Here is a 21,929-nt window from a genome sequence, read left to right as displayed (position 1 = left end):
GAGTCTCTCACCGTATAAGGTGAGGGACTTGCCGTTTGTTATATGAAAATGATAACGTTTCGTTCTTTTCGTAAGTGTTGACTTACGAAAGGAACGAAACTCTACTAAGGTGATTATATGCAACGTTATTTTGTAGAAGAGAAATATGTAAATGAGACAAGTATTCGCATAATGGGTGATGATGTCCATCACATCGCAAGAGTGATGCGTATGTCAGCTGGTGACCACATTTATTGCTGTGTAAATGGTAAAACAGCAGAGTGTTCAATTGCTGAAATTACCAGTGAATTTGTGGATACCACTATTGTAGAATGGGTAGAGGCGTCAAGCGAACTTCCTGTGTTTGTGACGATTGCAAGTGGACTGCCGAAAGGAGACAAGCTAGAGTTAATTTTTCAAAAAGGAACTGAGCTTGGGGCAGCTGCATTTTTACCATTTCAAGCATCTCGATCTATTGTAAAGTGGGATGCGAAAAAAGCAGATAAAAAAGTTGAGCGTTTGAAAAAAATTGTAAAAGAAGCTGCGGAACAATCGCATAGAAGTGAAATTCCAGAAGTACACGTTCCCTCATCATTTAAACAACTGCTGTCGATGAGTAGCGAGTATGATGTTTGCCTTGTTGCGTATGAAGAAGAAGCGAAACAAGGTGAGAAATCTAATTTTGCGAAAGCTTTAGCGACGATTAAACCAGGCCAAAAACTGCTGATTGTATTTGGACCAGAAGGCGGTTTAGCGGAGGAAGAGATAACCGCACTTCGTGAACATAAATTTGTACCATGTAGTTTAGGACCAAGAATTTTAAGAACAGAAACGGCTCCGCTTTATGCGTTAAGTGCCGCTTCTTATCATTTTGAATTGATGGGGTGATAATCAATGGCAACTGTTGCGTTCCACACGTTAGGTTGTAAAGTAAACCACTATGAAACAGAAGCGATTTGGCAATTGTTTAAACAAGGTGGTTATGAAAGAACTGAATATGAAAAAAAATCTGATGTATACGTTATTAACACATGTACAGTAACGAATACTGGAGATAAAAAAAGCCGTCAAGTAATTAGACGTGCTGTACGCCAAAATCCAGATGCGGTAATTTGTGTAACTGGATGTTATGCACAAACATCTCCAGCGGAAATTATGGCAATTCCAGGTGTAGATATTGTTGTTGGTACGCAAGATCGTGAGAAGATGTTAGGATACATCGAAGAATTCCGTAAAGAGCGTCAACCAATTAATGCTGTCCGTAATATTATGAAAACACGTGTATATGAAGAGCTCGATGTACCATATTTCACGGACCGTACACGTGCATCTTTAAAAATACAAGAAGGTTGTAATAACTTCTGTACATTTTGCATCATTCCTTGGGCGCGTGGTTTAATGCGTTCTCGTGATGGAAAAGAAGTTATTAAACAAGCGCAGCAATTAGTAGATGCGGGCTATAAAGAAATCGTATTAACAGGTATTCATACAGGTGGGTACGGTGAAGATATAAAAGAGTATAACTTAGCTGGATTACTGCGCGATATGGAAGCGGAAGTAGGCGGATTGAAACGCCTTCGTATTTCTTCTATTGAGGCGAGTCAAATTTCTGATGAAGTAATTGAAGTGTTAGATAAATCAGAAGTAGTTGTACGCCACTTGCATATTCCATTACAGTCAGGATCTAATACTGTATTGAAACGTATGCGCCGTAAGTATACGATGGAATTTTTCCAAGAGCGTTTAGATCGTTTGAAAGAAGCGTTACCAGGTCTTGCGATTACATCAGACGTAATTGTTGGATTCCCAGGCGAAACAGAAGAGGAATTCATGGAAACGTACAATTTCATTAAAGAGAATCGTTTCTCTGAATTACACGTTTTCCCTTATTCGAAACGTACAGGTACTCCAGCAGCACGTATGGAAGATCAAGTTCCTGAAGACGTGAAGAACGATCGTGTTCACCGTCTAATTGAGCTATCAAATCAATTAGCGAAAGAGTATGCTTCTAGATTTGAAGGTGAAGTACTTGAAATCATTCCGGAAGAGACATTTAAAGATGGTGACCGTGAAGGTTTATATGTAGGTTATACAGATAACTACTTAAAAATTGTGTTTGAAGGATCTGAAGAATTGATTGGTAAGCTAGTAAAAGTGAAAATTACAAAAGCTGGTTATCCATATAACGAAGCGCAGTTTGTTCGTGTTCTTGAAGATGATGTAAAAAAAGAATCAGCAAGCGCATAAAATGAAACTTTAATCAGTGGGGGGGTTTGTTCATCCCTGCTGATTATCAGCCTGACCCCCGCCTAAGTTCTTTGCTTTCGTTGAATTTTGAGGTGGGGTTCTTACTGTCCTGGCAAATAGCGGGATAAAAAAGCATGCAAACGGAAACAATTTGCATGCTTTCTTTTTTTTTGTGGAGAAGTTAAGTACTGAAAAGGCAGGTACGTTGAATGAGTAGTTATTTAATGCTTTCTTGTATTAAACAAGGTGTAATGATAAAAAATATAGTTGTCTTCAGGGGAAAAGGATAATAGCTATCTACATAGCTTTTGAACAGGTAAGGGCATCTATTCTTCTTTTATTCTGCCAAATAGTTGACCTGAAGTGATAAAATGTATTATAATCGTAAAAGACATGCTGAAGAAGGGTTTCTTTTTGCATGCTGAAATTAGTATGTAAGTGTGATGTTTCGGAGGGAGGGAAAGAGAATGTCAAAAACAGTCGTTCGTAAAAACGAGTCTTTGGAGGATGCACTTCGCCGTTTTAAAAGATCGGTTTCTAAAACTGGTACACTTGCTGAAGCAAGAAAGCGCGAGTTTTATGAAAAGCCAAGTGTAAAACGTAAGAAGAAATCTGAAGCGGCAAGAAAGCGTAAGTTCTAAGAGAGGGTGTAAGTTATGAGTCTTCTCGGTCGTTTAAACGATGATATGAAACAAGCGATGAAGAATAAACAAAAAGAAAAATTAACCGTTATTCGTATGGTTAAGGCTGCTTTACAAAATGAAGGTATTAAACTGCAACATACTCTTACTGAAGAAGAGGAATTAACAGTTTTAGCTCGTGAAGTAAAACAGTATAAGGACTCCCTCCTTGAATTTAAAAAAGCTGGTCGTGAAGACCTTGTTGATAAACTGCAAAGTGAAATTCAGATTTTAAGCGCATATTTGCCGGAGCAATTAACAGAAGAAGAACTAGCGGATATAATTAAGCAAGTTATTTCTGAAGTTGGTGCTACATCTAAAGCAGATATGGGTAAAGTGATGACTGCTGTTATGCCGAAAGTAAAAGGTAAAACAGACGGATCACTTGTGAATAAGCTGGTTATCCAGCTATTAGCATAAAAAAGCGTCTCATTTCGTATGAGACGTTTTTTTATGCTTTTTTCAGTTTGGACGTGATATTACAAGCTCTTTTTTCATACATATGGGATGAGAGGGGGTCTTTTGAGATGAAAAAAATAGAACAAATGAAGAATTGGTTAACGAAGCAAATAGACCTGCCAGTGGATGTGTTAATGGATCTACCTCGGATCACGCTTGTTGGGCAAGTACATATCTATATAGAAAATCATCGAGGATTATTAGTGTTTTCAGATAAAGAGGTAAGATTGCTATTGAAACATGGTCAATTATTAATTAAAGGTCAATCCTTTGTTATTAAAACAATCCTTCCAGAAGAACTGTTGCTTGAAGGGATTATTGAACAAGTGACGTTTTTAGAAAATGAAAAGAAAGAGGAGTGAGGAGAAACTTCCGTTTGTGAAGTTTTTCTTCGTTACCTTGTATTAACAGGCGGTAACGTTCTGGCCTCAATATTCGGTTCGTACAAAGAGGATAGGTGGGAATTGAGTTCCACGTAAAAAACTGGCTCGTGAAGGTTAATAATTAGTGAGGATCAAGGAATCTGCTAATTAAAATTTTAGTAAGAGCTAGTTTGATAATCGAATTGAAAAGTAGTGTATCTACTTTTAGAAAGGTAGTGGAGATAGTCGATGAAAAATAAATGGTTTATAAAATGGCTTGGGTATGTAAAGGTGCGAATTGAAGGTAGAGGAGCGGAACGCTTTGTTAACGAGTGTGTGCGGAAGAAATTACTCGTTTGGGATGTAAAGAAGATAGCTGATGAAACGTTAGTTTTTTGTATGTTATTACGAGATGTGAAAAAGATAAAACCAATTTATAGAAAAAATGAATGTAAATTATATTTTATTGGACGTTACGGTTTTCCTTTTTGGAATAAGCGTATAATTAAAAATAGTGGATTTTTAATTGGGTTTTTAATATTTTTTTTCGGAATGATCGCATTGTCAAATATGGTGTGGAAAATTGAAATTACAGGAGCAAAACCTGAAACAGAATATATATTGATGAAAGAATTGGACAAAATGGGTATAAAAAAAGGTAAATTACAATTCCAAATGCCGAGTGTAGAAGATGTTCAACGTCATTTGACAGACAATATTAATGCGATTACTTGGGCGGGATTAGAAATAAGAGGGACAACATATCATTTTAAGATTGTTGAAAAAAATGAGCCGAAAAAAGAAAGTGAACAACAGCCACAAAACTTAGTAGCAAAAAAAGAAGGGATTATTACAAAAACATTTGTGGAAGTTGGGAAGCCGGTTGTCATGAAAAATGACCATGTAGAAAAGGGGCAACTTCTCGTATCCGGGATGTATGGTAATGAGGAGAATCCGACAGTTGTTTCGGCTAAAGGGATTGTATATGGAGAAACGTGGTATAAATCTGAGGTGGATGTTCCGTTAAAGACACAATTTCAAGTGTATACTGGTAATTCATACAATGAATATTTCCTTAAATTTGGGAGTACTAAAATAAAAATATGGGGATTTCTACAGGATAAGTATAAGCGCTCTCGTACTGAAAGTGTAAAACATGATGTGAAATTATTTGGATTTACATTACCAATTGCATACGAGAAAGATATTGTACGAGAAGAGGAAGAAGCGAACCGAGAATATACCGAAAAACAAGCAATGAAAGTAGCGAAAGAGATGGCAGAAAAAGAACTGAAGAAAAAATTGGATGAACATGCTATGATTGTAAGTGATAACATTTTGAGTAAAGAGGTTGAGGCGGATCACCTAAAGGTCACATTACATTATACAGTGATTGAAAATATTGCAGAGCCACAACCAATATCTGAATCCGATATTCAAGGAGACTGAGTAATGGCAGAACAATTAGTAGAAATGAACCAACAATTGGAAAATCCCAACGAAGCAATCGCTCTTTTTGGGGTAAATGATGCTCATTTAAAAGTAATTGAACGAGAACTTAGTGTATCGATTGTGACTAGAGGAGAATCTGTTCGTGTATCTGGGGCAGATGAAACTGTGGTGCTCGTAGAAAAAATCTTACAACAGTTACTTGTTGTTATCCGTAAAGGTGTATCAATTTCGGAAAGAGATGTTGCGTATGCGATTCAGCTTGGGCAACAAGGGAAAATTGCTCAATTCGAAGAATTATATGAAGAGGAAATTTTTAAAACGGCAAAAGGTAAATCCATTCGTGTGAAAACGATGGGGCAAAGACGATATATTCATGCAATGAAAAAGAATGATATTGTATTTGGGATAGGACCTGCTGGGACAGGAAAAACATACTTAGCCGTAGTAATGGCTGTGAGAGCTTTAAAGCAAGGGTATGTAAAGAAAATTATTTTAACAAGACCTGCTGTAGAAGCTGGAGAGAGCTTAGGGTTTTTACCAGGTGATTTGAAAGAAAAAGTAGATCCGTATTTACGTCCACTATATGATGCGTTACATGATATTCTTGGACAAGAATATACACAACGTATGATGGAACGTGGTGTAATTGAAATTGCACCTCTTGCTTATATGAGAGGGCGTACTCTTGATGATTCATTTGTTATATTAGATGAGGCGCAAAATACAACTGGTGTTCAAATAAAAATGTTTTTAACACGATTAGGTTTTAGTTCTAAAATGGTTATTACGGGGGATCCCTCACAGGTAGACTTGCCAAAAGGGGTAAAGTCAGGTCTTTCTATTGCTGCTAATATTTTATCTGGTGTATCAGGTCTTTCGTTCATTACATTGGAACAAACGGACGTTGTGAGACACCCGTTAGTGCAACGTATTATTGAGGCATATGATAAAATGGAATGATCCTATTTGTCAGGGTCATTTCTTTTTGTATGATAAGGTTGGCGAGTGGCATATTTTTTACTATCATTAAAGACGAGGTAAATGAACTATAGGTGATAGTGGATAAAAACGTTGTCCAAAAAGTATCGTTGCCTAGAAGAAATGAAAGCTATAAATAGTTTCACTTTATTTCTGGAGAGGAGAAGGTATTGAAATCATGTCAAGATCTCAAGAAATTTCTAAGTGGTTTCGTAATTTACAACATTCGAAAAAACTAAGTTGGATTTCTTACGTTTTATTAGGAGCAGTGCTGTTTTTTGCACTTATGAATAATGTAAAACCAGAGCAATTAGATGTTACAACATATTCTATTGCGAAAAAAACAATCCATTCTCCTATTAAAATTGAAGATAAAGTTACAACGGACAAAAAGAAAAAAGAAGCCGCTACAAAAGTTGAAGATCAATATACATATAAAAGTGAGTATAAACAAAATAAAGTGGATATTGTGAATGACGTCTTTGCTAAAGTAGATGAAGTGATACAAGAGATTAAAGCGGTTGGACCGGATGAGCAAAAAAAGATTACTGATGCTGAAAAAGTGGACAAGTTGAAAAAAAAATTGCCTACTGATTTAACGAAAGAATTATCTGATTCAAACTTACTAAACTTAATTAATGCAGATTCGAACCAATTAGTATTAGCGAAAGATGCAACAGTTACAGCTATTAATAGTATCATGACTGAGCATGTTAAAATGGACGAATTGAAGGATGCGAAGGAACGATATGTAAGTGAGATGAATAGTGTTAATGTTGATAATGGTTTAAAGGAATCTATTAAGGCGTTAGGGAAATATGCGATTTCTGCAAACTATTTTTATGATCCGACCTTAACAAAAGAGAAGAGAAAAGCGGAAGAAGATTTAGTTCCACCTGTTTATATTCTTCAAGGGCAAGTCCTTGTTAGAGAAGGTGAAACGATTTCAAGTGATATGTACAATCAGTTGAAATTAGTTGGCCTGTTAGAAAAAGGGAACAGTTTTCAACCCTATGTTGGGTTAGCGGTACTCATTGGTGTGCTATTGTACTTTATGCATAAGCAGTTTGAAGTGTTTTTACAGCGGAAAAGAGAAGATAGGCCGTATGTCTTAGCGTATATTACAATTTTGTCTATCACGATTGTTTTAATGAAAATCATTAGTTTGTTTCAAAAACTTGAGTATGCAGGAATCGCGTATGTTGTTCCAGTTGCCATGGGAACAATACTTGTAAAATTAATGATTGGTGATCGATTTGTATTTTTAACGAGTATGATCTTTTCTGTATGCGGAAGTATTATGTTTAATGAAGGTGTAACGAGTACACTGAATTATAGTGTGGGGATTTATGTTTTATTAAGTTCATTATCAGTTAGTATTTTCTTGAGAGAAAAAAATCGTCGTACGATGATTTTACAAGCTGGTATACTCGTTTCTGTATTAAATGTAGTCGTATTAGCGGCTTTGCTATTATTACGTAACGGGAATTTTTCGCCTCTTGAAATTGGGGTGCAATTATTAATGGCTGCTGTTTCGGGTATTATCTCTTCTGTTCTAGCTATGGGGATTTTACCGTATTTAGAAAGTGGTCTTGGGATTGTATCGAGTATGAAATTGATGGAACTTTCAAGTCCGAATCACCCGCTCGTGCGCAAAATTTTATTAGAAGCACCAGGTACATATCATCATAGTGTAATGGTAGCTAATCTCTCAGAAGCTGCTTGTGAAGCAGTTGGAGCAAATGGAGTATTAGCGCGTGTAGGGGCGTATTATCATGATGTAGGGAAAACGGTACAACCACAGTTTTTTATTGAAAACCAAATGGGTATTGAAAACCCGCATGATAGATTAGACCCTGTAACGAGCAAAGATATTATAATTGCTCATGTAACCGATGGGGTGAGAATGTTAGAAGAACACCATATACCTCAAGAAATTATCGATATTGCTGGACAGCATCATGGTACAACGTTACTTAAATATTTTTATTATAATGCGATTAAAGAAGATAAAGAGAAATATACGGAGGAAATGTTCCGCTATCCAGGATCAAAAGCAACTTCTAAAGAATCGGCGATCGTTGGTATTGCTGATAGTGTGGAGGCGGCGGTACGTTCGATGAACCATCCAACACCAGATCAGATTAATAATTTAGTGCAAAGTATTATTAAAGATCGCCTGCAAGATGGTCAATTTAGTGAATGTGATTTGACATTTAAGGAACTACAAATCGTTGGAAAAACGTTATGTGAAACGTTAAATGGTATTTTCCATTCCCGTATTACATATCCGGAACCGCCGGAAGAAAAGGAGAAAGAATGAGTTTATTAATTGATTTTATTGATGAAACAGAAGAAGTGAAAGAAGAATATATAAGTTTGATTCGAGGTTTAGTAGAGAAAGCAGCCCAAATGGAGAACATAGAAGAAGGCGCAGAATTATCGGTTACATTTGTAGATAATGAACGTATTCGTGAAATAAACCGTGATTACCGAGATAAGGATCAGCCTACGGACGTTATTTCTTTTGCTATGGAAGAAATGGGAGAAGGCGAAATGGAAATTGTCGGTGCAGAGATGCCGCGTATGTTAGGAGATCTTATTATTTCTATTCCAAGAGCAAAAGAACAAGCTGAAGAATATGGACATTCTTTTGATCGAGAACTTGGGTTTTTAGCACTACATGGCTTTTTGCATTTGCTTGGTTATGATCATATGACAGAAGAAGATGAGAAAGAAATGTTTGGAAGACAAAAAGAAATTTTAGAGGCCTTTGGATTAGGACGATGAAAACAGGAAAACTTTTAGATAGTTTTGGATATGCTATAGCTGGTATATACTTTTGTCTTCGTCATGAACGAAATATGAAAATTCATTATTTAGCCGCAGTCATCGTTATATGCTGCGGCTTTTATTTCCATATTACAACAATGGAATGGATTGTCGTACTTATTGTGATAGGGATTGTAATGAGTTTAGAGATGGTGAATACGGCTATTGAAAAAACAGTAGATTTAGCAACCGTCGATATTCATCCGGTTGCAAAAATTGCAAAGGATGTTGCAGCAGGGGCAGTTTTATTATTTGCAATTATAGCTGCTGTAATTGGTGCTATTATCTTTTTACCGTATATGGTATAGTTGCATTCCGAAGCTTTTATTAAGCTTTGGGAGCGCCGTGAAGGCCTTTAATGAAAGAGTGTATCTGTTCACATCTATGAACGGAAAGGATGCGGGAATATGAATAGCAAACAATTAATTCAAGAAGCAACCGAAGCGCGTAAACGAGCGTACGTACCATATTCTAAATTTCAAGTAGGTGCAGCTTTACTAACTCAGGATGGAAAAATATATCGTGGATGTAATGTTGAAAATGCATCATATGGTTTATGTAACTGTGCAGAACGAACAGCTTTATTTAAGGCAATTTCTGAAGGGGATAACGAGTTTGTAGCTATTGCAGTCGTAGCGGATACAAAGCGTCCAGTACCTCCTTGTGGAGCATGTCGACAAGTTATGATAGAATTATGTAAACAGGATACGAAAGTATACCTATCAAACTTACATGGTGATGTTCAAGAGACAACAGTCGGAGAATTGTTACCAGGAGCATTTTTAGCGGAGGATTTACATGAATAGAAAAGGTTATAAATCAGGTTTTGTCTCTATCATTGGCAGACCGAATGTTGGGAAATCTACATTTTTAAATCGTATTATTGGCCAAAAAATTGCCATTATGAGCGATAAGCCACAAACAACTCGTAATAAAATTCAAGGTGTATATACAGAAAATGATTCACAAGTAGTTTTCATTGATACACCAGGAATACATAAACCTAAACATAAACTAGGCGATTTCATGGTGAAGATGGCTCAAACGACATTAAAAGAAGTTGATATTGTTTTGTTTATGGTCAATGCAACTGAAGGATATGGTCGTGGTGAGGAATTTATTATTGAGAAATTACAAGAAACGAAACAACCGGTATTTTTGGTAATTAATAAAATTGACCAACTTCATCCAGAGCAATTGCTGGAGTTGATTGATCAATATCGTAAATTATATGAGTTCGCGGAGATTGTGCCAATTTCTGCATTGGACGGTAATAACGTTGAAGCGTTAATCGGAGCAATTAAAAAGTATTTACCAGAAGGACCGCAATATTACCCGGATAATCAAGTAACGGATCATCCAGAGCGATTTATTATTTCAGAGCTTATTCGTGAAAAAGTATTACATTTAACACGTGAAGAAGTACCGCATTCTGTAGCGGTTGTTATTGATGCAATTCAAAAGCGTGAGGGCGGAGCGGTTTATATAAACGCAACGATTGTTGTTGAACGTGCATCACAAAAAGGAATTATTATAGGTAAGCAAGGGAAGATGTTAAAAGAAGTCGGTAAGAGAGCTCGTTTTGACATTGAAGCACTTCTTGGTTCTAAAGTATTTTTAGAAGTATGGGTGAAAGTGCAAAAAGATTGGCGCAATAAGATGTCACAGCTTCGTGACCTTGGTTTCCGTGAAGACGAGTATTAATATGAAGTAAAGTTGTGATCAGTGGATGTTTTGTTCATCCACTGATTATTGGTTTTTATGAACCTTGATAAATTAGGAAAAATTTTTCTCACATGAAAATGAACAAAATGGGTCAACTTAATAACAACAAAAGAAATTGGTTTATAGGCTACGCTTATTGAGAAAGGTGGATTCTTATGCTAGATTTTACCTGGAAGTTTTTCTCCAAAACAGGAAGCATTGAAACGTATTTGCTTTTGAAAGAAATGGAAAAAGACGTAAACGATGAGATGGATCAACATGAAGAGGAGTTAGCGCATCTAGACTCTCCAATTTCTTGACCCGTTTTGTTCAAACCTTGGATGGTGACGAACATGTTTCAAAAAGTTGAGGGCATTGTTATCCGTACGACAGATTACGGAGAAACAAATAAGATTGTTACAATATACTCACGGGAATTTGGTAAGGTAAGTGCAATGGCAAGAGGGGCGAAAAAGCCGAAGAGTCGGTTAGCAGCTATTTCGCAACTTATGACACATGGTCATTTTCTTATTCAAATGGGATCTGGACTTGGAACTTTGCAACAAGGCGAGATTATTTCATCTATGAAAGAAATTCGCGAGGATATATTTTTAACTGCTTATGCATCATTTATTATCGAATTAACTGATAAAGCAACAGAAGATAAGAAGCATAATCCGTATTTATTTGAAATGTTATATCAAACGTTGCATTATATGTGTGAGGGTGTTGACCCAGAAGTATTATCATTAATTTATCAAACGAAAATGCTTCCGGTATTAGGGATGCACCCGTACTTTGATACATGTGCTATTTGTCATCAAGAAACAGATTTTGTCGCCTTCTCTGTCAGGGAAGGCGGTTTTCTGTGCTCGCGTCATGCGGAACAAGATCCGTATCGTATTCCGGTGGGAGAGGCTGTTCATAAATTATTACGTCTCTTTTTTCACTTTGATTTACACCGGCTCGGTAATGTATCGGTGAAGGATAGTACAAAAAAACAAATGCGCACAGTATTGAATACATATTATGACGAATATTGTGGAATTTATTTGAAAACAAGGCGTTTCTTGGAACAACTTGATAAGTTTCAAATATAAAAAGGGCCGTATACGGTCCTTTTTACATACTTTCTTTTTCGAATAGCATATTTAGTATATAATATTTAAGAGATAGTATAACTTTTTTCGTTGTGCATTAAAGGTGGTGATTATCATAGAGCTGAATAAACGGCAAGAGCATATCATTCAGATTGTAAAAGATCACGGTCCTATTACAGGGGAGTCAATTGCTGGGCAATTGGGTTTAACACGTGCAACGCTAAGACCAGACTTAGCAATTTTAACGATGGCTGGTTATTTAGAAGCGCGTCCACGTGTAGGTTATTTTTATACGGGTAAAACCGGGGGACAGCTATTATCTGAAGCTGTTAAGAAAATTAAAGTGCAAGATTATCAATCTAGACCGGCTGTAATTGATAAAAATGTATCAGTATACGATGCAATCTGTACTATGTTTCTAGAGGACGTTGGTACATTATTTGTTGTAGATCAAGCTACTTTATTAGTTGGCGTTGTATCTCGTAAAGATTTATTACGAGCTAGCTTAGGAAAGCAGGATTTAACCTCTCTTCCGGTTAATATTATCATGACAAGGATGCCAAACATTGCGATGTGTCGCAGGGAGGATTCTTTATATGATATTGCGATGGAATTAATAGAAAGACAGATTGATGCGATGCCGGTTGTGAAGGATACGAAACAAGGTTTAGAAGTGATTGGACGAATTACAAAAACAAATATTACACGTGCGTTTGTAAATTTAGTAAATAACGAATAAGTGTAATTTGTTTAAAGTGAGGTAATGTAATGGATAATAAAATCGTATATGTCGTATCTGACTCTGTAGGAGAAACGGCTGATTTGGTTGTTAGAGCGGCAATGGGACAGTTCCCATTCGCTCCTGATATTAGGCGTGTACCGTATGTAGAAGATACAGGGACATTAAAAGAAGTAATCTCGATTGCCAAGAGCAATCAAGCGCTTATTTGTTTTACGTTAGTAAAGCCTGATATGCGTCAATATTTATTGACAGAAGCGGCAAAAGAAGGAGTAGAGGCATACGATATTATCGGACCTCTTATCGATCAAATTGAAGAAATTACAGGGCAAGTACCAAGGTATGAGCCAGGTGTCGTTCGAAGATTAGATGAAGAGTACTTTAAAAAAATTGAAGCGATTGAATTTGCAGTTAAGTATGATGATGGTAGAGATGCACGTGGTATTTTAAAAGCTGATATCGTGTTGATTGGAATTTCACGTACATCAAAAACACCACTTTCACAATATTTAGCGCATAACAAACGTTTGAAAGTTGCTAATGTACCACTTGTACCGGAAGTGGATCCGCCTGAGGAATTATATCAAGTGGCAAAAGAGAAATGTTTCGGTTTGAAAATTATACCAGATAAGTTAAATCATATTCGAAAAGAACGATTGAAATCACTTGGATTAAGTGATGGAGCAACATATGCAAATATTAATCGTATTCAAGAAGAAATTGATCATTTTGAGGAAGTAATTAGTAAAATAAATTGTCAAGTGATTGATGTATCAAATAAGGCAATTGAAGAAACAGCAAATATTATTGTGAATGCAGTGCAAAACCAAAAAATGTTTTAGCACATTTACCAAAGGTGAATGTGCTTTTTTCGCTCGTGAGAAGGCGTTAGAGGAAGATGCGAAGTAGAGCATGAACTTTCGGCTTAGTAATAGAATATAGCGGAATGGTTATACTTATATTCTTCTGTTTTTTAATTATGCTAAAGGAACGATTTCGTTATCTTTAAGTGTAAGATGAAAATTAAAGGGATATGTAGCGTAGTTGAAGAAAATATATTATAATAAAAAATTGTGATAAAAACCTATATTTTACGTTTAGACTTTAATTTTTCAGAATAAACTAGGGATAGGATTTTCGAAAAAGACATGTATTTACGTTAAATCGACAAAATCTAGACAAGAAAACGCACATTATGGAAGGATTCACAGAAGGGATGTAGAATACAGACATATGCAAAACATCAGATAAGATATTATTTGATGCAGATGCGTATCCCGTGAAGAATGCAATTGTGCAAGTTGGAACAAAATTTTATGTCGAAATTTTGTTTGTCGTATCCTATGCTCATCGTTCAAGAAAACAGCAAGGTAATTGGGTCTATGTAGATTCTGAGCAAGATGAAGTTGACTGTTATATTTATTAACATGCAAAAGCTACAGATCTCATGATCATACAGGCTATAGTGCTTCTTGCTAGTCTTCTTGTGAAAAAGGAGTATATGTATTGTCTCCAGGAGATACATTTGTAACAGATGAGCAAATGTATACAATTTTATATAGTAGTATGTATCTGCGAATTTACGCAGACTGGGGACTTATACGAAAGGTCCAAAATCGTTTACACAATGTGATCGACAGTACTTTCTAACAAATTTAGAAAAATATTGTCGAATTATAAAGGAATCTTTTAATTTATATCGAATACAAAATACGACACGGAGATGGAGTTATGGGGAACAGAATTCCTGAAGAAGTTGTTGAACAGATTCGGACATCATCCGATATTGTAGAAGTGATTGGTGAGTATGTTCAACTTAGAAAGCAGGGGCGTAACTATTTCGGCCTTTGTCCATTTCATGGTGAGAATTCTCCTTCATTCTCTGTTTCATCTGATAAGCAAATTTTTCATTGTTTCGGATGTGGAGAAGGTGGAAATGTCTTTTCTTTTCTTATGAAAATGGAGGGACTTGCTTTCACAGAGGCTGTTCAAAAGCTTGGCGAAAGAAATGGAATTGCAGTTGCAGAATATACATCAGGGCAAGGACAACAACAACAAGAAGACATATCTGATGACACTGTCATCATGCAACAGGCTCATGAACTTTTGAAAAAGTATTATCATCATTTATTAGTAAATACAGAAGAAGGAAATGAAGCACTTTCATATTTATTAAAACGTGGTATTACAAAAGAGATGATTGAGAAATTTGAAATTGGTTATGCATCACAAGCATGGGATGCAGCAACGAAAATTTTACAAAAAAGAGGTTTGTCGCTATCTAGTATGGAACAGGCTGGCCTTCTTGTAAGAAGTGAGAAGGATGGCAGTCATTATGACCGCTTCCGCGGAAGAGTTATGTTTCCGATTTATACTTTACAAGGTAAGGTGATAGCGTTTAGTGGAAGGGCATTAGGAGATGACACTCCGAAATATTTGAATAGTCCTGAAACACCGATTTTTTACAAAAGTAAGCTGTTGTATAATTTCCACCAAGCAAGGCCGTTTATTAGAAAACGTGGGCAGGTTGTCCTTTTTGAAGGTTATGCCGATGTACTAGCCGCGGTGAAAAGTGGTGTGGAAGAAGCTGTTGCGACAATGGGAACAGCTTTAACTGAAGAACAAGCGAAACTTCTGCGACGTAACGTTGAAACTGTTGTTCTTTGCTATGATGGTGATAAAGCAGGGCGAGAAGCGACGATGAAAGCAGGGCAATTACTATTGCAAGTTGGTTGCCAAGTGAAAGTTACATCCTTGCCAGATAAGCTTGACCCTGATGAATATGTGCAACAATATGGGACAACCGCTTTTGAAAATCTTGTGAAATCAAGTATAAGTTTTGTTGGTTTCAAAATAAATCATTTGCGTTTAGGGAAAAATTTGCAAGATGAGTCTGGCAAAGAAGAATATGTAAAAAGTGTTTTAAAAGAGTTATCATTGCTACAGGATGCGATGCAGGCGGAATCATATTTAAAATCATTATCGCAAGAATTTTCGTATTCAATGGAAACACTTTTGAATCAATTGCACCAATATCGCAAAGAACAAAAGGTACAGCAAAAACAAATAAAGCAGGTTTCTAAGCCATCTCAAATTGTTCAAACGAAACCGAAATTAACAGGTTTTGAAAGGGCAGAAAGAGAAATTATTTACCATATGTTGCAAAGTGCAGAAGTGACAGTGCGTATGGAACCTCATATAGAAGATTTTTATACAGAAGAACATAAAGGGATTTTATATGAACTATACGCATATTATGAAAAGGGGAATGAACCTTCAGTCGGAACATTTTTAAGTTGGCTCTCTGATGAAAAGTTGAAAAATATTATTACTGATATTTCGACGGATGAATTTATTAATCCAGAGTACACAGAAGAAGCGTTACAAGGTCATTTGGAGGCGCTAAGACGCCATAAAGAAAAACTTGAAAAGATGGAAATTATCTTTAAAGTAAAACAAATGGAAAAAACAGATCCTGTAGAGGCTGCTAAATATTATGTGGCATATTTACAAAGTCAAAAAGCAAGAAAATAGCTTTTTCGATAAAGTTTTAGTATAATGAATGTTTGTATCTCGCGTAAGGAGGGGAACAGATGGCTGATAAACCAGCTCGTTCTAAACAAATTGAAACTGAAATGACCCTTGAGCAAGTGAAAGAACAACTCACTGAGCTCGGAAAAAAACGTGGCGTTCTTACATATGAAGAGATTGCAGAACGCATGAATGGATTTGAAATTGAATCCGATCAAATGGATGAATACTATGAATATTTAGGTGAACAAGGGATTGACTTAGTTGGTGACAATGACAACGACGAAGGTCCTAATAATCGTCAAATTACAAAAACGGAAGAAGAATTTGACCTTAATGATTTAAGTGTGCCGCCAGGTGTGAAAATCAATGACCCTGTTCGTATGTACTTAAAAGAAATTGGTCGTGTAGACTTACTATCTGCTGAAGAAGAAATTCGACTTGCGACACGTATTGAAGAAGGCGATGAAGAAGCAAAACGCCGTCTTGCGGAAGCAAACTTACGTCTTGTAGTAAGTATTGCAAAGCGCTACGTGGGCCGTGGTATGCTTTTCTTAGACTTAATCCAAGAAGGAAATATGGGTCTAATTAAGGCAGTTGAAAAGTTCGACTACCGTAAAGGTTTTAAATTTAGTACGTATGCAACTTGGTGGATTCGCCAAGCTATTACACGTGCGATTGCAGACCAAGCGCGAACAATTCGTATTCCAGTTCATATGGTTGAAACAATTAATAAGTTAATCCGTGTACAACGTCAATTATTACAAGATTTAGGACGCGAACCATCTCCTGAAGAGATTGGTGAAGAAATGGATCTTGCTCCAGAAAAAGTACGCGAAATCTTAAAGATTGCACAGGAGCCAGTTTCTCTTGAAACACCAATTGGTGAAGAAGACGACTCCCATTTAGGTGACTTTATCGAAGACCAAGAAGCAACATCGCCTGCGGACCATGCAGCGTATGAATTGCTAAAAGAACAATTAGAAGATGTGTTAGATACACTAACAGATCGTGAAGAAAATGTTCTGCGTCTTCGTTTTGGTTTAGATGATGGACGAACTCGTACGCTTGAAGAAGTTGGGAAAGTATTCGGCGTAACGAGAGAACGTATTCGTCAAATTGAAGCGAAAGCACTTCGCAAATTAAGACATCCAAGCCGTAGTAAGCGTCTTAAGGATTTCTTAGAATAGGCTACCTTTAAGTTTACTTCACTTTTGTGAAGTAAACTTTTTTATTTTGTTAATTTTTGTTAAAGTTTAGCTATCGGCAACGATTACAATTTCTTGTAATTTATTTTACAGAATTGTCTTTTGATTTGCAAATGCTCATTTTTAGATTTTTCGATTTATTTTGTTTATTATATACAAAATAATATGTAGAAAAGTAAAAAATATGATGAGAAACGTTAGTAATTATCGAAATAATATGCGATATAATAGTGAAAATCAATAAAATGAATTTACGGAATATTTTTAACAAGTAGTAGTTTGCTCTTTTCTGATAGGGCGTTTTCAAGTACAATATAAATGACTGAATCATCTAACTATTTAGTGGTATAGAGGGGGGAGAAGAGATATGAAACGTAATCCGTTGATTCCGTTCGCTCTTATTGCAGCATTAGGTATTATCGTTATGTTTGTATTTTCATTTCAGGGGCTAAATAAATCTAAAGAGTTAGCTGATGCAAAAAATGGTGGGAAACCAGCGCAAACAGCATCAAAGCCAGAGGATATTGTAAAGCAAAGCTGTACGAGCTGTCACGGTGATCAGTTACAAGGGGCAGTGGGACCTAATTTACAAAAAATTGGTGGGAAACTTTCGAAAGATGAAATTAAAGAAGTTCTTTCAAAAGGAAAAGGAAATATGCCACCAAATATAGTTCCAGCTGATCAAGCGGCAAAAGTAGCTGATTGGTTATCGAAGAAAAAATAAAGTTTCATATTACAAGCCTTTTGCTTTTGTGCAAAAGGCTTGTTTTTCTATACTTTCTAAAATACGATTAGTAATAGAGAATTGAAGTGTTGTTATGGACTTGCAACAACTACTATAAATTCATTATCATGGAGACAGACTGAGAAGAGAAGGAGTAATGGAAATACATGAATGAAGTAAAGCTTTCGAAACGATTAGAAGAAGTTGTGAGGGAGATTCCGGTAGGCTCTACAGTAGCTGATATTGGATCGGATCATGCGTATTTACCGTGTTATACAATTATAAATAATATTGCTACAAAAGCAGTTGCAGGAGAGGTTGTAGATGGACCGTTTCGCTCTGCACAAGCAACTGTAGCTGAAAGTGGCTTACAAGATAAAGTAGACGTTCGTAAAGGGAATGGATTAGCTGTTATAGTGCCAGGAGAAGTAGATGTTATTACGATTGCTGGTATGGGTGGAGCGTTAATTCGTGACATTTTAGAAAGTGGTAAAGAAAAATTAGAAGGTGTAACACGTTTAATCTTACAGCCGAATATTGCAGCACACCATATTCGTGAATGGTTTATTGAAAATGGATGGGAGCTTATCGGTGAGAAAATTGTAATAGAAGACGGAAAGATTTACGAGATTTTAGTCGGAGAGCGAGGAGATACAGCGGTACCTTACTCTGAAAATAAACAAGCTGAACTGTTTATGGGTCCATTTTTAATAAAAGAAAAAAGTGAAGCTTTTATTGAAAAGTGGGAAGGGGAATTGAAAAACTTCCAAAATATTTTAAAACAGTTAGAACGTGCAGCAGAGTCTGAAGAGACAAAAGCGAAGCGTGCAGAAGTAGAAGCGAAAATGAAAATGATAGGAGAGGTTTTATCATGAGTAAAATTCCGAATGGTCATGAAATTATTTCTTTGTTTGAAGGTATGTATCCGAAGCATTTAGCGATGGAAGGGGATAAGATTGGCTTACAGATTGGAGCGCTTAATAAACCTGTCCAGCACGTATTAATCGCGTTAGATGTAACTGAGGAAGTTGTGGACGAGGCGATCCAATTAGGAGCGAATATCATTATAGCGCACCATCCTTTAATCTTTAATCCATTAAAAGCGATTCATACAGATAAGGCGTACGGGAGAATTATTGAAACGTGTATTAAAAATGATATTGCGGTTTATGCGGCGCATACAAATGTAGATATTGCTAAGGGTGGGGTAAATGATTTACTTGCCGATGCGTTAGGGTTACAAAATACAGAAGTATTAGCTCCTACATATGCAGAAGAAATGAAAAAAATTGTTGTATTTGTTCCAGTAACCCATGCAGAAGAAGTGCGCAAAGCTCTTGGAGATGCGGATGCAGGTCATATCGGTAATTATAGCCACTGTACGTTCGGTAGCGAAGGGGTAGGTACGTTTATCCCTCGAGAAGGGACAAATCCTTATATCGGGGAAACTGGGCAGTTAGAACGTGTGGAAGAGATACGTGTCGAAACGATTATTCCAGCTTCATTACAAAGAAAAGTTATTAAAGCGATGTTGGCAGCCCATCCATATGAAGAAGTGGCATATGATGTATATCCGCTTGATAATAAAGGTGAAACATTAGGTCTTGGTAAAATAGGGTATTTACAAGAAGAAATGACGCTTGAGCAGTTTGCTTTACATGTGAAACAATCATTACATGTAAAGGGTGCAAGAGTTGTTGGAAAGTTAGATGATAAGGTGCGTAAAGTAGCTGTACTTGGTGGTGACGGTAATAAATATATAAACCAAGCGAAATTTAAAGGAGCAGATGTATATGTAACAGGTGATATGTATTATCATGTTGCTCACGATGCGATGATGATTGGTTTAAATATAGTCGATCCAGGACATAACGTTGAAAAAGTAATGAAGCAAGGTGTACAAAAACAATTGCAAGAAAAAGTAGATGTGAAGAAATTCAATGTACACATTCACGCTTCGCAGTTACATACAGATCCATTCACATTTGTATAAGAAAAATAAAAACCGTTGCTCATGTAGGCAACGGTTTTTATTATTGTTCTTTTTTCACTTTTACACGAGGTAGTATCTTTTGAAGTGGTACTTTTCGAATTCTGTCCCATGTAGCTGGATTCATTGGGTCATATTGATCTAAGAAAGCAATAACTTCTTTTGTAATTGGCGTTGGAGTAGAAGCACCTGCTGTAACAGCTACGTTTTCTACACCTTGTAGCCATTCTAATTGGATTTCACTTACGTCTGCAACGCGGTATGCTGTCGTACCAGCGATTTCTTGTGATACTTGTGCTAAACGGTTTGAGTTGTTACTTTTCGGATCACCGACAACAATTGTTAAATCTGCAACATCAGCTTGTTTAGCGACAGCTTCTTGGCGAACTTGAGTTGCTAAACAAATTTCCTTGTGGAATTCTGCTGTTGGGAATTTTTTCTGAATGTCCTCCATTAAATGTTGAACATCCCATTGACTCATTGTTGTTTGATTCGTAACTAAAATTTTATCCGTTGGAATTTCTAGTGTTTTTAAATCATCAGCTTTTTCGATAAGATGAACGATATCAGGTGCGATACCAACTGCGCCTTCTGGTTCTGGATGATTTTTTTTGCCGATATAAATGACATGGTATCCTTCAGCTTTCTTTGCTTCGATAAGGTCATGTGTTTTTGTAACATCTGGACAAGTTGCATCAATTGTCGTTAAACCTTTTTCTTTTGCACGTTGTTTAACTTCTGGAGAAACACCGTGTGCAGTGAAAATAACAGTACCAGAATCGATTTTATCTAAAATTTCTAATCGACTTGGACCGTCTAATGTAATGATGCCATCCTCTTCGAAAGCATCTGTGACATGCTTATTGTGAACAATCATACCTAAAATATAAATGGGTCTCGGTAATGATTTATCTAATGCGGCGTTACGTGCAATAACCATTGCGTCAACAACACCGTAGCAATAACCACGAGGGGAAATTTTAACAATCTTCATGTGAGTAATCCTCTCCTTCTAAACAAGGGATACTTTTGTGCATAGTCCATTACATTATAAAGGAGGAGTGGATAGAAAACAAAGGATTGTTACACATATAGTTTTGGCTTTGTTGCTGATTGTTGAACGGGTTCTTTCGGAACCTCTTTTTCTATTACCGGTTCAAGCACTATTTTTTTTCGTTTCCTTTTTGGAGGTGGAGGAGGTGGAGTTGCTACCTCAACCTGTTCTGTTGCATCTTCAGTTTGATTTTCTTCCGTACTTTTTCCAGAGGTGAGGATTTTAACAATGCTTGGTAGACTACGCATAATGGGACCGTACTGTTCGACAACAGGACCGACAGATTGCACGACTTGAGATACTTTTTCGATATTATTTATCATATTAGTTGGGTTCGAAATTAAATTTGAAAAAAAACTACCGATGCCGCTGCTAGATGCCGCTGCAGTTGTAGCTGACGCAGCACCACGTGTATCATTTGATTCATACATTTGAGGTGGTATCATCTGCTCTGGATATTGCTGCATGTATGGCTGGTATTGTTGTGTATATTGTTGTTGGTATGGCTGTTGCTGTTGATATTGGCGCGGCGGTTGTTGGTGCATCATCGGTGGCCCTTCCATTTGTCGATAAGGAGGGACCATTTGCATGAAAGGTTCGGTTGGATCGTGTTTTTTAAAGAGTTTAGCAAGGAAACCTTTCTTTTTTTGAGCCATCGGTGGTAGTTGTGGAATCGGATATGGTGTGTAAGATTGTTGTCCTCGATTCGGATACATTTGTCTTATAGGGGATTTCGGAAACATGTGGGAAATCCTCCTTTCTTCAGTTAGGTATATACACATACAATATGCAATGGAAGGAAAGAAGGTTAGTTTTTGAGATAAAAACCTAAACTAAAGATGGATTTTACTTGTAGATTTCGATATAATGTAGACTTGACTGATTTGTGC

The 21,929-nt window shown here is 36.6% G+C and carries 24 protein-coding genes; 22 read left to right on the top strand and 2 right to left on the bottom strand.

Annotated features, from left to right (window positions below):
- The first annotated feature begins 117 nt into the window (after window positions 1-117).
- From NSS97_RS21960 to NSS97_RS21855, 22 genes are all read left to right on the top strand, one after another.
- Window positions 118-867, top strand: coding sequence for a 16S rRNA (uracil(1498)-N(3))-methyltransferase (locus tag NSS97_RS21960; RefSeq protein WP_002015195.1), 750 nt, complete (start codon window positions 118-120; stop codon window positions 865-867).
- A 6-nt stretch (window positions 868-873) separates the two neighbouring features.
- Window positions 874-2,226, top strand: a complete 1,353-nt coding sequence (gene mtaB, locus NSS97_RS21955; RefSeq protein WP_002015193.1) for a tRNA (N(6)-L-threonylcarbamoyladenosine(37)-C(2))-methylthiotransferase MtaB — start codon at window positions 874-876, stop codon at window positions 2,224-2,226.
- Between the two features lie 467 nt (window positions 2,227-2,693).
- Window positions 2,694-2,867 (top strand): 30S ribosomal protein S21, encoded by a 174-nt coding sequence (rpsU, locus tag NSS97_RS21950; protein ID WP_000048061.1) that lies wholly within the window; start codon window positions 2,694-2,696, stop codon window positions 2,865-2,867.
- Window positions 2,868-2,882: 15 nt separating this feature from the next.
- Window positions 2,883-3,326, top strand: a complete 444-nt coding sequence (locus NSS97_RS21945; protein WP_000054578.1) for a GatB/YqeY domain-containing protein — start codon at window positions 2,883-2,885, stop codon at window positions 3,324-3,326.
- Window positions 3,327-3,433: 107 nt separating this feature from the next.
- On the top strand, window positions 3,434-3,727 hold the full coding sequence (gene yqfC, locus NSS97_RS21940) for a sporulation protein YqfC (protein ID WP_002067170.1): 294 nt from the start codon (window positions 3,434-3,436) through the stop codon (window positions 3,725-3,727).
- Window positions 3,728-3,976: 249 nt separating this feature from the next.
- Window positions 3,977-5,176: a sporulation protein YqfD gene (yqfD, locus tag NSS97_RS21935; protein ID WP_060751620.1), complete on the top strand. Its 1,200-nt coding sequence runs from the start codon at window positions 3,977-3,979 to the stop codon at window positions 5,174-5,176.
- A gap of 3 nt (window positions 5,177-5,179) precedes the next feature.
- Window positions 5,180-6,139: a PhoH family protein gene (locus tag NSS97_RS21930; RefSeq protein ID WP_002015189.1), complete on the top strand. Its 960-nt coding sequence runs from the start codon at window positions 5,180-5,182 to the stop codon at window positions 6,137-6,139.
- A gap of 196 nt (window positions 6,140-6,335) precedes the next feature.
- Entirely contained in the window at window positions 6,336-8,480 is a 2,145-nt protein-coding gene (locus NSS97_RS21925) for an HD family phosphohydrolase (protein WP_016120818.1), read from the top strand.
- Window positions 8,477-8,947, top strand: coding sequence for an rRNA maturation RNase YbeY (gene ybeY / locus NSS97_RS21920; protein ID WP_002165062.1), 471 nt, complete (start codon window positions 8,477-8,479; stop codon window positions 8,945-8,947). The genes NSS97_RS21925 and ybeY overlap by 4 nt, the downstream gene beginning before the upstream one ends.
- Window positions 8,944-9,297, top strand: a complete 354-nt coding sequence (locus NSS97_RS21915; protein ID WP_002143170.1) for a diacylglycerol kinase family protein — start codon at window positions 8,944-8,946, stop codon at window positions 9,295-9,297. Before ybeY ends, NSS97_RS21915 begins: the two co-directional genes overlap by 4 nt.
- Window positions 9,298-9,396: 99 nt before the next feature.
- Window positions 9,397-9,795, top strand: coding sequence for a cytidine deaminase (locus NSS97_RS21910; RefSeq protein WP_002015184.1), 399 nt, complete (start codon window positions 9,397-9,399; stop codon window positions 9,793-9,795).
- Window positions 9,788-10,693 carry a GTPase Era gene (era, locus tag NSS97_RS21905; RefSeq protein WP_002088672.1) on the top strand — a complete coding sequence of 302 codons (906 nt, stop codon included), beginning with the start codon at window positions 9,788-9,790 and terminating at the stop codon, window positions 10,691-10,693. The genes NSS97_RS21910 and era overlap by 8 nt, the downstream gene beginning before the upstream one ends.
- A 176-nt stretch (window positions 10,694-10,869) precedes the next feature.
- Window positions 10,870-11,013: a YqzL family protein gene (locus NSS97_RS21900; protein WP_000883924.1), complete on the top strand. Its 144-nt coding sequence runs from the start codon at window positions 10,870-10,872 to the stop codon at window positions 11,011-11,013.
- A gap of 33 nt (window positions 11,014-11,046) precedes the next feature.
- On the top strand, window positions 11,047-11,793 hold the full coding sequence (recO, locus tag NSS97_RS21895; protein WP_002088669.1) for a DNA repair protein RecO: 747 nt from the start codon (window positions 11,047-11,049) through the stop codon (window positions 11,791-11,793).
- Between the two features lie 106 nt (window positions 11,794-11,899).
- Window positions 11,900-12,532 (top strand): helix-turn-helix transcriptional regulator, encoded by a 633-nt coding sequence (locus tag NSS97_RS21890; RefSeq protein WP_002015181.1) that lies wholly within the window; start codon window positions 11,900-11,902, stop codon window positions 12,530-12,532.
- A 29-nt stretch (window positions 12,533-12,561) separates the two neighbouring features.
- On the top strand, window positions 12,562-13,374 hold the full coding sequence (locus NSS97_RS21885; RefSeq protein ID WP_002015180.1) for a pyruvate, water dikinase regulatory protein: 813 nt from the start codon (window positions 12,562-12,564) through the stop codon (window positions 13,372-13,374).
- 664 nt (window positions 13,375-14,038) lie between these two features.
- Window positions 14,039-14,182, top strand: a complete 144-nt coding sequence (locus NSS97_RS21880) for a hypothetical protein (protein WP_162836445.1) — start codon at window positions 14,039-14,041, stop codon at window positions 14,180-14,182.
- An 81-nt stretch (window positions 14,183-14,263) separates the two neighbouring features.
- Complete coding sequence (dnaG, locus tag NSS97_RS21875) at window positions 14,264-16,066, top strand: DNA primase (RefSeq protein WP_002067179.1); 1,803 nt, start codon at window positions 14,264-14,266, stop codon at window positions 16,064-16,066.
- 59 nt (window positions 16,067-16,125) lie between these two features.
- Complete coding sequence (rpoD, locus tag NSS97_RS21870) at window positions 16,126-17,253, top strand: RNA polymerase sigma factor RpoD (protein WP_000764062.1); 1,128 nt, start codon at window positions 16,126-16,128, stop codon at window positions 17,251-17,253.
- Between the two features lie 385 nt (window positions 17,254-17,638).
- A complete protein-coding gene (gene cccA / locus NSS97_RS21865) occupies window positions 17,639-17,995 on the top strand; it encodes a cytochrome c550 (RefSeq protein WP_002111879.1) in 357 nt (118 codons plus the stop codon).
- A 167-nt stretch (window positions 17,996-18,162) separates the two neighbouring features.
- Window positions 18,163-18,870 (top strand): tRNA (adenine(22)-N(1))-methyltransferase, encoded by a 708-nt coding sequence (locus tag NSS97_RS21860; RefSeq protein ID WP_016120816.1) that lies wholly within the window; start codon window positions 18,163-18,165, stop codon window positions 18,868-18,870.
- Entirely contained in the window at window positions 18,867-19,988 is a 1,122-nt protein-coding gene (locus NSS97_RS21855; protein WP_060749595.1) for a Nif3-like dinuclear metal center hexameric protein, read from the top strand. Before NSS97_RS21860 ends, NSS97_RS21855 begins: the two co-directional genes overlap by 4 nt.
- Window positions 19,989-20,028: 40 nt before the next feature.
- Here the strand turns inward: NSS97_RS21855 and NSS97_RS21850 are convergent, their stop codons facing one another.
- Window positions 20,029-20,979 carry a 4-hydroxy-3-methylbut-2-enyl diphosphate reductase gene (locus NSS97_RS21850; RefSeq protein WP_002015175.1) on the bottom strand — a complete coding sequence of 317 codons (951 nt, stop codon included), beginning with the start codon at window positions 20,977-20,979 and terminating at the stop codon, window positions 20,029-20,031.
- An 89-nt stretch (window positions 20,980-21,068) separates the two neighbouring features.
- Window positions 21,069-21,782, bottom strand: coding sequence for a VrrA/YqfQ family protein (vrrA, locus tag NSS97_RS21845; protein WP_016120815.1), 714 nt, complete (start codon window positions 21,780-21,782; stop codon window positions 21,069-21,071).
- Between the last annotated feature and the right edge of the window lie 147 nt (window positions 21,783-21,929).

Origin of the sequence: Bacillus sp. FSL R12-0074, from assembly GCF_038005725.1 — a bacterium.
Lineage (GTDB): Bacteria > Bacillota > Bacilli > Bacillales > Bacillaceae_G > Bacillus_A > Bacillus_A mycoides.
This window is presented reverse-complemented; position numbering and strand designations above follow the sequence as displayed.

Coding starts and splice junctions, on each gene's coding strand:
- NSS97_RS21960 (WP_002015195.1), top strand. CDS start 118: ATGCAACGTTATTTTGTAGAAGAGAAATATGTAAATGAGACAAGTATT.
- mtaB (WP_002015193.1), top strand. CDS start 874: ATGGCAACTGTTGCGTTCCACACGTTAGGTTGTAAAGTAAACCACTAT.
- rpsU (WP_000048061.1), top strand. CDS start 2,694: ATGTCAAAAACAGTCGTTCGTAAAAACGAGTCTTTGGAGGATGCACTT.
- NSS97_RS21945 (WP_000054578.1), top strand. CDS start 2,883: ATGAGTCTTCTCGGTCGTTTAAACGATGATATGAAACAAGCGATGAAG.
- yqfC (WP_002067170.1), top strand. CDS start 3,434: ATGAAAAAAATAGAACAAATGAAGAATTGGTTAACGAAGCAAATAGAC.
- yqfD (WP_060751620.1), top strand. CDS start 3,977: ATGAAAAATAAATGGTTTATAAAATGGCTTGGGTATGTAAAGGTGCGA.
- NSS97_RS21930 (WP_002015189.1), top strand. CDS start 5,180: ATGGCAGAACAATTAGTAGAAATGAACCAACAATTGGAAAATCCCAAC.
- NSS97_RS21925 (WP_016120818.1), top strand. CDS start 6,336: ATGTCAAGATCTCAAGAAATTTCTAAGTGGTTTCGTAATTTACAACAT.
- ybeY (WP_002165062.1), top strand. CDS start 8,477: ATGAGTTTATTAATTGATTTTATTGATGAAACAGAAGAAGTGAAAGAA.
- NSS97_RS21915 (WP_002143170.1), top strand. CDS start 8,944: ATGAAAACAGGAAAACTTTTAGATAGTTTTGGATATGCTATAGCTGGT.
- NSS97_RS21910 (WP_002015184.1), top strand. CDS start 9,397: ATGAATAGCAAACAATTAATTCAAGAAGCAACCGAAGCGCGTAAACGA.
- era (WP_002088672.1), top strand. CDS start 9,788: ATGAATAGAAAAGGTTATAAATCAGGTTTTGTCTCTATCATTGGCAGA.
- NSS97_RS21900 (WP_000883924.1), top strand. CDS start 10,870: ATGCTAGATTTTACCTGGAAGTTTTTCTCCAAAACAGGAAGCATTGAA.
- recO (WP_002088669.1), top strand. CDS start 11,047: ATGTTTCAAAAAGTTGAGGGCATTGTTATCCGTACGACAGATTACGGA.
- NSS97_RS21885 (WP_002015180.1), top strand. CDS start 12,562: ATGGATAATAAAATCGTATATGTCGTATCTGACTCTGTAGGAGAAACG.
- dnaG (WP_002067179.1), top strand. CDS start 14,264: ATGGGGAACAGAATTCCTGAAGAAGTTGTTGAACAGATTCGGACATCA.
- rpoD (WP_000764062.1), top strand. CDS start 16,126: ATGGCTGATAAACCAGCTCGTTCTAAACAAATTGAAACTGAAATGACC.
- cccA (WP_002111879.1), top strand. CDS start 17,639: ATGAAACGTAATCCGTTGATTCCGTTCGCTCTTATTGCAGCATTAGGT.
- NSS97_RS21860 (WP_016120816.1), top strand. CDS start 18,163: ATGAATGAAGTAAAGCTTTCGAAACGATTAGAAGAAGTTGTGAGGGAG.
- NSS97_RS21855 (WP_060749595.1), top strand. CDS start 18,867: ATGAGTAAAATTCCGAATGGTCATGAAATTATTTCTTTGTTTGAAGGT.
- NSS97_RS21850 (WP_002015175.1), bottom strand. CDS start 20,979: ATGAAGATTGTTAAAATTTCCCCTCGTGGTTATTGCTACGGTGTTGTT.
- vrrA (WP_016120815.1), bottom strand. CDS start 21,782: ATGTTTCCGAAATCCCCTATAAGACAAATGTATCCGAATCGAGGACAA.